11 protein-coding genes are annotated in these 13979 nt (G+C 42.5%); all 11 read left to right on the top strand.

What is annotated here, in order from left to right; translation table 11 throughout:
* Positions 1-275 precede the first annotated feature (275 nt).
* The 11 genes from Q7A53_RS14830 to argF all read left to right on the top strand — a co-directional run bounded on the left by Q7A53_RS14830 (position 276) and on the right by argF (position 13877).
* Positions 276-722, top strand: a complete 447-nt coding sequence (locus tag Q7A53_RS14830; protein ID WP_411789961.1) for a DUF4385 domain-containing protein — start codon at positions 276-278, stop codon at positions 720-722.
* Between the two features lie 129 nt (positions 723-851).
* Entirely contained in the window at positions 852-1802 is a 951-nt protein-coding gene (locus tag Q7A53_RS14825) for a prenyltransferase/squalene oxidase repeat-containing protein (protein WP_411789960.1), read from the top strand.
* Between the two features lie 2 nt (positions 1803-1804).
* Positions 1805-2167: a hypothetical protein gene (locus tag Q7A53_RS14820; RefSeq protein WP_411789959.1), complete on the top strand. Its 363-nt coding sequence runs from the start codon at positions 1805-1807 to the stop codon at positions 2165-2167.
* A 474-nt stretch (positions 2168-2641) separates the two neighbouring features.
* Positions 2642-4141, top strand: a complete 1500-nt coding sequence (locus tag Q7A53_RS14815; protein WP_411789958.1) for a cell wall-binding repeat-containing protein — start codon at positions 2642-2644, stop codon at positions 4139-4141.
* A 373-nt stretch (positions 4142-4514) separates the two neighbouring features.
* Entirely contained in the window at positions 4515-5552 is a 1038-nt protein-coding gene (gene argC, locus Q7A53_RS14810) for an N-acetyl-gamma-glutamyl-phosphate reductase (protein ID WP_411789957.1), read from the top strand.
* Between the two features lie 20 nt (positions 5553-5572).
* Positions 5573-6799 carry a bifunctional ornithine acetyltransferase/N-acetylglutamate synthase gene (argJ, locus tag Q7A53_RS14805; protein ID WP_411789956.1) on the top strand — a complete coding sequence of 409 codons (1227 nt, stop codon included), beginning with the start codon at positions 5573-5575 and terminating at the stop codon, positions 6797-6799.
* Positions 6762-7577, top strand: coding sequence for an acetylglutamate kinase (gene argB, locus Q7A53_RS14800; RefSeq protein ID WP_411789955.1), 816 nt, complete (start codon positions 6762-6764; stop codon positions 7575-7577). Before argJ ends, argB begins: the two co-directional genes overlap by 38 nt.
* Entirely contained in the window at positions 7574-8746 is a 1173-nt protein-coding gene (locus Q7A53_RS14795) for an acetylornithine transaminase (RefSeq protein ID WP_411789954.1), read from the top strand. The genes argB and Q7A53_RS14795 overlap by 4 nt, the downstream gene beginning before the upstream one ends.
* A gap of 88 nt (positions 8747-8834) precedes the next feature.
* The gene (locus Q7A53_RS14790) at positions 8835-9899 is read left to right on the top strand and encodes a carbamoyl phosphate synthase small subunit (protein ID WP_411789953.1); all 1065 of its coding nucleotides are present in this window, start codon (positions 8835-8837) and stop codon (positions 9897-9899) included.
* The gene (locus Q7A53_RS14785; protein ID WP_411789952.1) at positions 9892-12927 is read left to right on the top strand and encodes a carbamoyl phosphate synthase large subunit; all 3036 of its coding nucleotides are present in this window, start codon (positions 9892-9894) and stop codon (positions 12925-12927) included. The genes Q7A53_RS14790 and Q7A53_RS14785 overlap by 8 nt, the downstream gene beginning before the upstream one ends.
* Positions 12924-13877, top strand: a complete 954-nt coding sequence (gene argF / locus Q7A53_RS14780) for an ornithine carbamoyltransferase (RefSeq protein ID WP_411789951.1) — start codon at positions 12924-12926, stop codon at positions 13875-13877. Before Q7A53_RS14785 ends, argF begins: the two co-directional genes overlap by 4 nt.
* The last annotated feature ends 102 nt before the right edge of the window (positions 13878-13979 follow it).

The raw sequence follows: 13979 nt of genomic DNA, 5'->3' as shown, positions 1-13979 counted from the left end.
TAATTACATAGTGTCCAAATATAAGGGGTCACTTCACCCATGGAAAGCGAGTCATTTCCCCGACCTCGGCTCTCTGTTAACCGTAAATGGAATCTTCAAGATGTCTCGTAACTGATTCATCATGAATAGGGAGCTTTAATGGAAGGGTAGTGTTTTTGGTTATATTCGCTATGCTATCCCTTCGAATGATTTTAACAAAAAGGCAGACGAGCACGTTGAGGAGTTTATGCGATCACTTATTATGGGAACACCGCCTAAAAAAGGAGCTGGGCGAATTGAGTTTTGATTATGATTTAGACTTTGACAACATTAATTTCCGGGAGCAGCCAGAAAAATATCAAGTCGGACGAGGAGAGCAAGGCGTTTTATTAGTGGAACCCTACAAAAGTGAAATTCTTCCTCACTGGCGGTTTAAAACACCCGAGATAGCTGAAGAATCTGCTAATAAAATTTATCAGCTCTTTCAAGAATACAAAAAGAATCAAGACTTTGTAGGAATGGACATGGCAAGAAAATTTACACAAATGGGCTATACAAGATCCAGACGTTATGCGAACTACAAAGGAGGCAAAAAATATAAGGAGGATGGTCAGGTTCATACTAGGGAAATCGATGAAGAAAAAGCAGCATCCGACAGAATCTTTGAAGAAAAGTGGAAGGAAATCAGGACGGATAAAGAATACTTAAGCTTAAAGAAAAAACATCAAAAGCAATATGGGTAAAGAAAGCTCAGTTTATCACTGAGTTTTATAAAGAATTGTAAAAGCATTCAGAGTCCTAATCCTATAGAAAAGTAACTGGCTTAAGCATCCTTTAGGCTATAATACTAAGTAAATACACACAACTGAGGAGTGAGTCGAATAGAGATTTCAAAGGAACGCTTCCATAGGGTAGAGAATTGGATAAAACGAAATGCTCGTCCTTTAGAGGCTGCTCAATGGCAATGGATGTTTAAAGGAGGGTCTCGAGACTTAATAATCAGCTATTTATCTGCCTTTCAAAATGAAGATGGCGGATTTGGACACGGATTAGAACCGGATTTCTGGCTGCCAGATTCTTCTCCGATGGCAACTTGGACAGCTGGTCAACTATTAATTGAGGTGGAAGCATCTCCAGAGGAAGAAATCGTTCAAGGACTCGTTTCTTATTTAACAGATACATGCCAGGAGGATTGGGGGATGTGGCCATCTGTACTTCCAGAGAACAATCAATTTCCTCATGCACCTTGGTGGCACTGGCGAGAAGGTGTTCAGGAAAATTGGATGTTTAATCCGAGTATCGAACTTGCTGCTTTTCTTATTCATTGGACTCCTGAAAGAAGTAAGTCCTCCCTGCTTGGCTGGAAATCCATCGAAAGAGCAATCCCTCGGCTCATGGAATGTAAGGAGATGGATAGCCATGAGATCAATAATTATCAACATTTTGTTCAATTAATCCAGCCATTCGAAGCCTCTTTTAATTCAAATCTTCCTTATACATTAAAAGAAGTATCTAATAAAATTTTGATACTTGCTGAACAATCGATGGAAAAACAGGTTTCAAGCTGGTCAGTTGGTTATAAGGCGCTTCCTCTTGATTTTATTCATGGGCCGGATCATCCGCTTTGCGGAAAGATGAATGAATTAATCCAGTCAAATTTGAATTTTTATATTGCCAAGCTTCCTGAAACCGGAGTATGGGATATTTCTTGGAAGTGGGGAGAGTATGAGAATGAATTTGCTGTCGCCCGCCGGTATTGGCAGGGTATTCTTGCTATAAAAAGATTTAAAAAGCTTGAGCTTTTCGGCTGCTTGCAAAAATAGTCATGAGATTTCCCGACGGTTCATTCTTCCATCCATGTACTTCAGATACTCTTCTATTTAAATCTGAAGAGACGGAGGCACATCCCCTTGAAGTAAATTCCGCCAGCCAGAAGCTTCTAGCAGATATTCCGGCTGTTTCCCGAACTTTTCAAAAATTTCTTACTTTTACAATGGAAGCTAAAAGGCAAAATAATTACGTGATGAATGTTTCTACCGAACAACATGAATTGATTCAGAAGATGGTTGACCGTGTCACCTCTTTGAATGAAATGTCAGGTCAAATGAACTCTCTTATTGGGGGAATTAATCCGGGGAAATCTGCAAATAAGGGGAACATAGATTTGCTGTCACGAGCTTCTGGCTGAGTTGAAATTAATTACATGGTCTATTTTTGGTCAAATCCTCGCGATTTGATCTTTTTTTGTGGCTAATGAATGATCACTTTCATCATTTTCCTTCTTCCAATCTCCTCACTCACGGATTATCAAATAAACGAGGTAAGAGTAAATTCCCATTCGTCGAGAGTCCATACTAGATTTATCAGAGATTTTGTAATAAATAGTCCGGAAGTTGAGTTACCGTTCCACATTCCGACTTCATTCCCTGCTGGAAAGGAAGAGTTATAGAATGAATTCATTTAACCTGCTGGTTCAAAGTCATCTGTTTTATCAGGAAACCTATAAATAACCAGCCATTTTTAATAAGAGTTATTTGTCATTATTTAGGTAACGGTTTTCAGCATATCGACAAAACCTCTTATCGCTAAACTATGAATTTATAGACTATAATAAAACTCGTTACCAGTCATTTACACATTAATAATTATGGAGGAATGATGGATGAGAAAGTTAATCATTATGCTATTTTTGAGTTTGTTCATTTTACCATTTAGCAGGATTCAAACTGTGGGGGCAGCCGGAGCGGATCCTACGATTCTTTCTAAGGCTGGAAACTATCAAAGCGTGAAGGACTTACTGGAAATGAAAGATAAGGTTCATTCTTCTCTCAAGATGAAAGCAGCGATACTGCCGAAGATAACCGCTCTGAAGGATAAACTAGATGCAGCAGAAGCTTCTTCTGATACCATCACCACCTATGGAACCAAGTTGGAAAAAGAGCCTAATAATCTGCTAGAGCAGGCAAATCCACTAAAGCTTGATGACACTGTGGTGGGAGACTTCACCTTTGAAGATGTAGATATATATAAATTAACGATAGATAAAGAAGATCGAATAGATGTGGCGGCTTTTGCAGATTCTAAAGTAGATTTGGGATATCAATTATTCGATGAAAAAGGAGTTGCGGTAGATTGGGAGGATTATTATTATGAAGACCATTCGTATATGCAAGCTTACACAGTGCACCCTGGGACTTATTACATAGCAGCCGTGGATTTTAATGGAGGTGGTACGGACGGTGCCTATGTTCTTTCTCCATTTTCAGAAGATGATTCTTACCAAAAAGAAGCCATTCGCATTAATGGTTCAGATCGCTATAAAACAGCAGTGGAAATTGCCAGGAATGGGTGGCCGGAAGGAGCAGACACTATCATTCTAGCTAGAGATTTTAATTTCCCGGATGCCCTTGCAGGTGCTCCTCTAGCTTATAAGATTGATGCGCCGATTCTGTTGAATCCAAAGGATAAACTCCACCAGGATGTGAAAAAAGCACTAAGAGAATTTGGAGCAGAGAAAGTAATTATTCTGGGAGGACCCGGTGCGATCTCACCGAAAGTGATGAACGAATTAAAGAATGAGTATGATATAAAGGTGAAAAGGATAGGCGGTACCAATCGCTATGAAACCGCAGCGGAAATTGCAAAAGAGCTGGGGTACTATGATTCTGCAGTACTGGCTTCAGGGAGCAGTTTCCCCGATGCTTTATCGGCGGGTTCCTATGCGGCGACTCACGGTATGCCTATACTATTAACGGAAAAAAATAATTTGCCAATAGCGGCTAAGTCTGCCCTGGAAGAAGTGGACGACACAATCATTGTGGGAGGGACGGGGGTAATTAGCAATCATGTGGAAGCTTCGGTTAAGAGTCATCATCCTATTCGTATTGCCGGAAAAACACGATATGAGACGTCGGTGAATCTCGTTCGTGAATTGGGCTTGGATCCGTTTTTCATGACGATTGCCACAGGGGAGAATTATGCCGATGCCTTAACGGGGTCCGTTTTAGCAGCTAAATGGGGAGAACCGATGGTGCTTGTAAAGAAAAATGAAATCCCGAAAGAAGTACAGGCGTTAATAGATGAAAATGGAACTTCTTATTTTACCATACTAGGAGGTACGGGAGCTGTATCTGAAAAAGTGGAAAATGAATTGCTTCAATAATAAAGGATAGGTGTGTCCTCTAGGTCACACCAGTTTTTCCTGTCTTAAATTTCGCTTGTTTCTAGGACTTACTTTTTTTACAGGGAAATAAAAATTTACAGGCTCGTGTTACACGAGCTTTTTTCGCATGGCCAATTTTTCCGCTGAAAAAATTTTCATGGATGAGGATAGTTTTCTAGACTTCAAAGGTTAACAATCCAGCCTATGACGTGATTATAGCTGTCGAATGTGCTTTTTATTAATGAATATCTATGAAGTTAAATTTATAAAAATACCAATAGAGTGTTGACATCTGACAAATAAAAGGTAATAATAGCATAAATATACGACATTCATAATAATTATACATAGATTGATGAAAGGGGATTGTAAGGTGAAAGCAGGGATTATTGGGGCAACGGGATATGGTGGTCTAGAGCTGATCAGGCTGCTATCCGTGCACCCTGAAGTGAAAACTATACGGATCTTTTCTACAACAGAAGCAGGTACACCGGTGGATGAAATATACAGTCACTTGAATAAAATTGCACAGACAGAGCTTGAAGAAATCCATACAGAAACTATGAAACATTCACTCGATGTAATTTTTCTAGCTGCTCCTGCTGGTGTATCGGTTCAATTAACACCTCAGCTGCTCGGAGGGAAGGCAAAAGTTATTGATTTATCAGGGGATCTGCGATTGAAGGACCCTGCTGCCTACCAAGAATGGTACAAAAAAGACTCTGCACCGCTAGAAACCATAAACCAAGCGGTGTATGGGTTAAGTGAATGGAATGGTGAAGCGATAAGCAAGGCGGAAACAATAGCGAATCCTGGCTGTTATCCTACGGCCGCATTACTGGGATCCGGACCAGTGGTCAAAGAAAACCTCGTTATCCCCGGGTCACTAATTATAGATGCGAAATCAGGAGTTTCAGGAGCGGGGAAAAATCCAGCTAAAATGACTCACTTCGCTCATGCGCAAGAGAATCTGCAAATCTATAAAGTAAATCAGCATCAGCATATTCCAGAAATAGAGCAACAGATGAATAATTGGGATAGAGATATGGGGGCGGTCACGTTTTCCACCCATCTGGTTCCTATGACAAGGGGGATCATGGCTACGACCTACCTCCAATTAAATAAAAATAAAACGACCCATGATCTGCTCGAACTGTACGAGAATTATTACGGTGAATGTCCATTCGTACGAGTAAGAAAAGAAGGGCAGTTTCCGTGTACGAAAGATGTGCACACATCTAATTATTGTGATATCGGACTGACGGTGGATGAGAGAACAAATCGAGTCACGATTGTCTCCGTGATCGATAATCTTATGAAGGGTGCTGCCAGCCAGGCGGTACAAAATATGAATCTATTATTTAGCTTAGAGGAATCTACGGGCATCCAAACGCTGCCTGTCTATCCATAATGAAAGAAAGGGTGAATGGGGTGCTGGAAACAACGGACGCGCATCATTTAAAGAAGGTTGAGAATGGGACGGTTCTATCGCCAAAAGGGTTTAAAGCAGGAGGAATACATAGTGGGCTGCGATATGAAAAGCAAGATTTTGGTTTGCTTCTAAGTGATGAGCCAGCTTCTTGTGCGGCCGTTTATACCCAAAGCCACTTTCAGGCTGCTCCACTTAAAGTTACTCAGGAGAGTATAGCTAAGTCTCATAAGCTTCAGGCGCTGGTCATTAATAGCGCGGTCGCCAATGCCTGTACAGGTAAAGAAGGGCTGACGAATGCTTACTTAATGAGAAAGTGGATCGCTGAACGGTTTAATTTTCCAGAAGAATACGTGGCTGTAGCATCTACAGGCGTTATTGGAGATCAGCTTCCCATGGATAAAATTGAATATGGCTGTCACCATGTTAATCCAACTTCCACGGGCGCTGAGGACTTTCAGAAGGCTATTTTGACCACAGATACGTGTGAAAAGACGTGTGGGTATCAGGTGATCATTGACGAGAAAGTTGTAACGATCGGGGGAGCAGCAAAGGGCTCTGGGATGATTCATCCCAATATGGCGACCATGCTTGGTTTTATTACGACGGACGCAGCCATTGAGTCGGATCAGCTGCAATTGGCATTGAAATCCTCGATAGAAAAGTCTTTTAATCAAATTACGGTAGATGGTGAAACGTCTACCAACGATATGGTACTCGCTATGGCCAATGGCAGTGTGGAGCATTGCTCATTAACTCCGGAGCATCCAGATTGGGCCGCTTTTACAGAAGGTCTGCAGTTGGTTTGTGAAGATCTAGCAAAACAGATTGCCAGGGATGGCGAAGGAGCAACTAAACTGATTGAAGTAAACGTCCAGGGTGCTCATTCCGATCAGGAAGCACGAGTCATTGCTAAGAAAGTGGTCGGCTCGAGCCTCGTAAAGACGGCCGTCTATGGCGAGGATGCTAATTGGGGCAGAATTGTTGGGGCAATTGGTCATAGCGATGCTCAAGTAGATCCGGAAAATTGCAGTATTTATTTGGAGGATCAATTGGTTTTCAGTAAAGGGACTCCTAATTCTTTTTCAGAAGAAAAGGCTGCTGCGGCTCTTGGAAAAGAAAAAGTGCAAATCCAAGTGGAGCTTTTGGCAGGCGAGGGTTCTGGAACAGCCTGGGGGTGTGATCTAACCTATGACTATGTCAAAATCAATGCCAGCTACCGAACTTAATCATAAGCCGGTGGTTGTGATCAAGCTTGGGGGTAGTATGATAGATCAGCTCACGCCCGCTTTTTACGAAAGCTTGAAATCATTAACGAAGATGTACCACTGTCTGATCGTTCATGGAGGCGGACCGGCGATTACGGCAATGCTTGATCGTCTGCATATTAAAGGAGAGTTTCATAACGGTTTAAGGAAGACTACTGAGGAGACACTCGAGGTTGTTCAAATGACTATGGGCGGACAGGTAAATGCCCAGGTTACTTCCGAATTGAACCGACAGGGAATCAAGGCTCTGGGTTTACAAGGAACCGATGCGGAAATTCTTACAGCGAGTTTAATAGATGAGAAGTTTCTTGGTCTCGTAGGAAAAGTGAAGCAAGTCGATACGGCATTCTTAATCAAGTGCATGAAGGATGACTATGTCCCCGTCATCGCTCCACTTGGGAAAACAGAGGAAGGAAGAACGGTGAATATTAATGCCGATACTGCCGCAGCTGCCTTAGCCAATGCGGTGCAGGCAGATAAGCTGCTGTTTGTCACCGATGTTCCGGGGATAATGGAGTCAGGAACGCTGCTCGAACGAACCACACCGGAAGAAATCACCGATTTGATTACAGAGGGAACCATTTATGGCGGAATGATTCCCAAGGTGCAATCGGCAGTAGAGGCTTTATCAGAAACCTTGAGGGAGGTCATGATTGTATGCGGCAGTCAGCCATTGGTTGAAAATAACCAAATTGCCGGTACGAAAATTTGTTTATCACGAAAGGAAGAGGTTCAGTGAATGTATTTCCGACTTATAATCGGTTTCCTATCCACTTAGTATCGGGTAAGGGAACGGTTGTTATAGATGAGCAAGGTAAAGAGTATTTAGATTTTGTTTCCGGCATAGGCGTTTGTAATTTAGGCCACCGCCCGGATTATGTCAAAGAAGCATTGAAGGATCAGCTTGAGAAAGTATGGCATGTATCTAATCTCTATGAGATACCAGAGCAGGAATCAGCAGCCAATTGGCTTACAAAATTTACGGAGCTTTCTCAAGTCTTCTTTTGTAACAGTGGAGCAGAAGCAAATGAAGCGGCGATAAAGTTAGCTCGAAAGCACACGGGTAAAGAAAAAATCGTCACCTTTGAAAAGTCCTTCCATGGCCGTACTTTCGCTGCGATGAGTGCCACTGGACAGCCAAAGGTACACGAAGGTTATGGGAATTTGCTTCCTACTTTTGAATATCTTCCATTTAACGACACGGAGGCCGTGAAGGAAATTAAGAGTGATACAGCGGCAGTTATGGTAGAGGTGATTCAGGGAGAAGGAGGCGTCATTGAAGCGGATGTTGAATTCCTGGAAGCTGTTCAAGAGAAATGTAAAGAAATTGGTGCTTTGTTTGTCATTGATGAAGTTCAAACAGGCATCGGTAGAACAGGCTATCCTTTTGCGTATCAACATTTTGATCTTGATCCTGATCTAGTGACTTCAGCAAAAGGGCTGGGGAGCGGATTTCCGACTGGTGCAATGATCGGGAAGCCAGAGCTGGCAGAATCCTTTAGTGCTGGGGCTCATGGGTCGACTTTTGGAGGAAGTCCTTTGGCTTCCACTGCTGTAAAAGCAACTTTGGAAACAATTTTTCAGGAAGATTTCTTAGAAGAAGTTAAAGCAAAGGGAAATTTTCTTAAAGAAAAGCTGACGAATAATCTGAACCAAGTAGACCTGGTGGAGCAAGTGAGAGGGCGTGGGTTAATGATAGGAATCGCTATGAAAGAAGCGGCTCTTCCTATTATCAAGAAATTACAAACCGCTGGGCTGTTAACTGTATTAGCAGGGCCTAATGTGGTTCGATTACTTCCCCCTTTAACCGTTACGTATCCGCAATTAGAAAAAGCGGTTGAGCTCATCACTCAATCATTAGTAGAATATCAGGCACAATTGTATTCAAAAACAGATGCCCAGAAATAAGAAATGTTGACTTGGCTGGCCTTTTCTTGGCTATAAATGTATAAAAATACTATAAAATTAATAATTATTCATAATGTGAGGTGTTATTATGGAAGGTTTTCTTAACTTACAAGACGGACAACAATATAGCGGTGAGGCATCCGCTTCATGGGAATCTCCCATTCAAGGTGAAATTGTCTTTTTTACTGGGATGACCGGCTATCAGGAAGTCATCACTGATCCTTCCTATAAAGGTCAAATTGTCGTTTTCACGTATCCTTTAATCGGAAATTATGGAATAAATGAAGACGATTCAGAAAGCAGTCAGCCACAGGTGAGCGGTGTGGTTATGCTTCATTGTGCAGAAATACCATCTCATTATAAAGCGACTTCTTCTTTAAAGGATTATTTAAATCACCATGGAATTCCTTTTCTGACTGGAGTAGATACGAGAGAGGTTACGAAAGCCATACGAAATGGCGGGACTCGGCAAGCGGTTATTGCCAACAAACTTTGCCTGCCAGCAGAAGCTGATCAGGGAGGGTTCATCTTTGAAGCTTCTGGAGAGAAATTGAAAACCTTCGGCAAAGGCACCCCGCATCTTGCTCTAGTGGATTTTGGCTACAAGCAATCGATTATGACAGCCCTTATGGAAAAAGGTGCAAGTGTTACGGTGGTGCCTTTTCAGGACATCCACAAAATTATGGAACTTCAGCCGGATGGTATTGTACTATCTAATGGTCCTGGAGATCCAAAGGACGCCGTCGCTTATTTGCCTAAACTTAAGAACGTTCTTGATCAGTTTCCGACTCTTGGAATTTGCTATGGTCACCAAGTCATTGCTCTCGCATATGGGGGAGATACAAACAAGCTTTCGTTTGGACATCGGGGGGCTAATCACCCGGTGAAAGATTTAGAAACCGGACGAGTTTTCCTGACTTCGCAGAATCACAATTACGTAGTGGCGGAAGAAAGCCTGAGCCAAACGGAGTTAATTAACCGGTTTTACAATGTGAATGATTCTTCTGTAGAAGGATTGAATCACCTTCATAAACCAATCATTACGGCTCAGTTTCACCCGGAAGCCAAGCCTGGCCCCGAGGACGCTGGCTGGATCTTTGATGATTTCTTTACGCTCATTTCTTTAGAGAAAGGAGAGAAGATTTATGCCTGAGAAAATTTTGGTGATTGGCTCTGGTCCAATTGTAATTGGGCAAGCGGCCGAATTCGATTATTCGGGTACACAAGGATGTCTGGCATTAAAGGAAGAGGGTTGTCATATTGTCCTCGTTAACAATAACCCAGCCACTATTATGACCGATCCCAGTATAGCTGACACGGTTTATTGTGAACCTTTAACAGTCAAAAGCATCAGCAGCATTATTAAAGAAGAAAAGCCTGATGCCTTGTTAGCTGGATTAGGGGGCCAAACGGCATTGAATTTAGCAGTGGAGCTTGATCAGTCAGGAATCCTGAAAGCTGAGAATGTGGAACTGCTGGGAACGAGTGTCGCCTCTATCCAAAAAGGAGAAGACCGGGAACAGTTCAGACAGCTAATGAACGAACTGGATCAGCCGGTTCCGGAAAGTTCCGCGATTACGACCGTATCCGAAGCGATTCAATTTGCTAGAGACGTCGGTTATCCAGTTATCAGCCGGCCCGCTTATACCCTGGGAGGACGCGGCGGCGGGATTGCTGAACGTGAAGAAGAGTTAGAAGAATTAATTCACAATGGTCTAAAGGCAAGCCCGATTGGTCAGGTAATTATTGAAAAGAGTATTGCCGGTTTCAAGGAAATTGAATATGAAGTTATGCGTGATGCAAAGGGAACATGTATCTCTGTTTGTAATATGGAGAATTTCGATCCTGTAGGCGTTCATACTGGGGATTCCATCGTAGTCGCACCTTCCCAAACGCTAACAGATGAAGAATATCAGATGCTTCGCACAGCTTCACTGAAAATTGTTTCAGCTCTGGAAGTAATTGGCGGGTGTAATGTACAGCTTGCTCTAGATCCCAACAGTAATCAGTATTACGTCATTGAAGTTAATCCTCGGGTCAGCCGCTCATCTGCGCTGGCGTCCAAAGCCACGGGCTACCCGATTGCCAAAATGGCAGCTAAGCTTGCCCTTGGCTATCCGCTGGACCAGCTGCAAAATCCATTGACCGGTAATACGTACGCGAGCTTTGAACCTGCTCTAGACTACGTTGTTGTAAAATTTCCGCGCTGGCCGTTTGATAAATTTCAGCAGGCAAATCGAAAGCTGGGCACGAAGATGAAAGCCACAGGTGAAGTGATGGCGATCGACCGTTCTCTAGAAGGAGCTTTTCAAAAGGCAGTATCTTCTCTTGATCAGTCCATTCCAAAGCTTAGTCAGGAAGAGTTAATGGAACATATCCAGGCACCTACAGACTTGCGGTATTTTGCGATTTTAGAGTGGCTGAGATTAGGGGGGGCAGTGGAAGAAATTCACCGTTCTACCGCCATTGATTTATTTTTCCTTCATAGCTTGGACCGTCTTGTGAAGGTAGAAAACGCTCTGAAATCTGCTGCGCAGTCTTCCGTATCTAAGCACCTTCTACAGCAGGCGAAGGTCTTTGGGTTTACCGATAAAGAAATAGCTGATTTCACAGAGTCAGAGGAAAAAGAGATTAGGCAGCTGCGAGAAAAATACCAACTGTTCCCGAGTTTTAAAATGGTGGATACATGTGCGGCAGAATTTGAGGCAGCAACCAACTATGTATACTCCACGTATTTAGGAGTGAATGAGATCCCTCCGCTTGCAGACAACAAGAAAGCCCTTATCATTGGTTCAGGTCCTATTCGAATTGGGCAGGGAGTGGAGTTTGATTATAGCGCAGTGAAAGCCATTGAGAGTCTGCAGAAGCTTGGCTGGACAACGATTATGATTAATAATAACCCTGAGACAGTCAGCACAGATTATGAAACGGCAGATCGGCTTTATTTTGAATCTATAACGCCAGAAGTTATAAGATCCATCGTTGAACACGAAGATATTAATCTGATTTTCACCCAATTTGGTGGTCAAACGTCTATTAATATTGCAGAAGAATTAGAGAAAACTAATCTTCCTCTTGCTGGGGTATCCGTAGAAGTTCTTGAGGCATTAGAGGATCGTGAACAATTTTATGATTCATTAAAAAAACTGGCAATTCCCCATATTCCGGGTTCAGTCTGCCACACCTATGAAGAAGCACTGCTCGCAGCAGATCAATACTCGTATCCATTATTGTGCCGGCCTTCGTATGTTATAGGAGGGCAGGGAATGGTGACCGTACATGAGGAAAGTGAGTTAAAGGATGCCCTGCAACAGACCGATGATCGTCACTATCCAATTGTCCTGGATCAATTTATGACGGGGAAGGAAGCAGAGATTGACCTTGCTGCTGATGGAAAACAAGTGTTTATTCCGGAAATTATGGAGCATATTGAACCAGCAGGTGTTCATTCGGGAGATAGTATGGCTGTTTTTCCATCGGCGTTACCTGAAAATCAAAAGCAGATCATTCGCTCCTATGCGGAACGGATTGTTAACCACTTTAACTATAAAGGCATTATGAACATTCAGTTCCTGATTACCGAGAAGCAAATTTATGTTCTTGAAGTGAATCCTCGTGCAAGCAGAACTGTACCGATAGTAAGTAAAGTATCAAACCTTTCTTTAATAGATTTGGCGGTTAGGGTACTGGCAGATGATCCTACCTGTAAGCTCGATAGTATAGAACAGCCGGAATTCAATTATACGGCGGTTAAATACCCGCTGTTTTCTTTCCATGCCATACCGGAAATTGACCACAAGTTAGGTCCTAATATGAAATCCACCGGGGAAGGCATGTGCTTGGGAGCAACGGTTCAAGAAGCATTAGCAAAGGTGTTTTCTGATTTACCGAATCCATATACAGAGAAGAATAGCTGCTTCATTGAAGGAACGGCTGCCTATGGTGTACCGGTAACAGATCTGGACTTTAAAGAGTGGGTGGAAACGAAGGAAGCAAAAATATATATGAATGAATATCAAACGGAACAAGCTAAATCGAGAAGAATACGTGCCCTTAAATACGGAATTAGCGTCTTTAGTGAAAAGCAAACCTTTCAAGCGTTTATTGATGGATTAGAGGCAAAGAACCATTATCCGATTCCCCTTCCCGGGAGTAAGAAACAAGGAGTGAGAGTAATATGAATTTAATGGACCAAATGATGACTCATACGTATTCACTAAAGGATAGAGATGTATTAACCTGGCTTGATTTCACTCAATCTGATGTCTCTATGCTGCTTGCTCAAGCCCAGGATTTAAAGGAAAATCCACATTCGAGTGTATTAAGCGGCAAAACCCTTGCGATGTTATTTGAGAAATCTTCCACACGTACGCGTGTCTCTTTCGAAGTGGGAATGGTTCAATTAGGCGGACATGCGATGTACTTAAATACACGCGATATTCAAGTAGGACGTGGAGAATCAATCGAGGATACTGCGAAAGTGTTATCAGGGTATGTGGATGCTATTATGTTTAGAACCACTTCTCACGAAAAATTAAAACAGCTGGCTGATAATGCTTCTGTACCTGTGATCAACGGCTTGTGTGATCAATATCATCCCTGTCAGGCGCTTGCTGATATCTTCACCATTTTAGAATTAAAAGGCCGTTTATGCGGGATAAAATTGGTTTATATAGGAGACGGTAATAATGTCGCACACTCATTGATGATTGCCGCTGCTATGATGGGAATGGAAGTCGAAATCGTGACCCCGGAAGGTTATGGACCCGATCCAACCATCCTGGAGAAGTCTCGTCAGCTTGCCGTCAAGCACCAAGGGTCAGTTGTTTGGACCCACGATGCTGAGGAATCCGTAAAAGGAGCTGATGTGATCTATACAGATGTATGGGCGAGTATGGGGCAGGAAGATGAGGCGGCGGAACGTTTGAAAGATTTTGAAGGGTATCAAGTAAATGAACAGCTCCTAAAAAAGGCAAAACAAGATGTGAGCTTCCTTCATTGTCTGCCTGCTCATAGAGAGGAAGAAGTAACAGCAGGTGTAATTGATGGCCCTCATTCTGCCGTCTTTCAGCAGGCGGAAAATCGTATGCATGTGCAAAAAGCAATCTTACAATCCGTTATTCAAGGATAATTCAAAAGAGGGTCTTCGCGGCCCTCTTTTTATTTTGGTAGTTCAATTTAGGCAGGTCCTTAGATGTTATTTATTAAAAACCTTGTAATTATTTTAAAAAAT

The organism is Halobacillus rhizosphaerae, from assembly GCF_046719735.1.
Classification (GTDB): Bacteria; Bacillota; Bacilli; order Bacillales; family Halobacillaceae; genus Halobacillus_B; species Halobacillus_B rhizosphaerae.
This window is presented reverse-complemented; position numbering and strand designations above follow the sequence as displayed.

Bases quoted from the DNA above. Each gene is read 5' to 3' on its own strand.
- Q7A53_RS14790 (WP_411789953.1), top strand. From the start codon at position 8,835: ATGGAAGGTTTTCTTAACTTACAAGACGGACAACAATATAGCGGTGAG.
- argB (WP_411789955.1), top strand. From the start codon at position 6,762: ATGACTATGTCAAAATCAATGCCAGCTACCGAACTTAATCATAAGCCG.
- argF (WP_411789951.1), top strand. From the start codon at position 12,924: ATGAATTTAATGGACCAAATGATGACTCATACGTATTCACTAAAGGAT.
- Q7A53_RS14785 (WP_411789952.1), top strand. From the start codon at position 9,892: ATGCCTGAGAAAATTTTGGTGATTGGCTCTGGTCCAATTGTAATTGGG.
- Q7A53_RS14815 (WP_411789958.1), top strand. From the start codon at position 2,642: ATGAGAAAGTTAATCATTATGCTATTTTTGAGTTTGTTCATTTTACCA.
- Q7A53_RS14820 (WP_411789959.1), top strand. From the start codon at position 1,805: ATGAGATTTCCCGACGGTTCATTCTTCCATCCATGTACTTCAGATACT.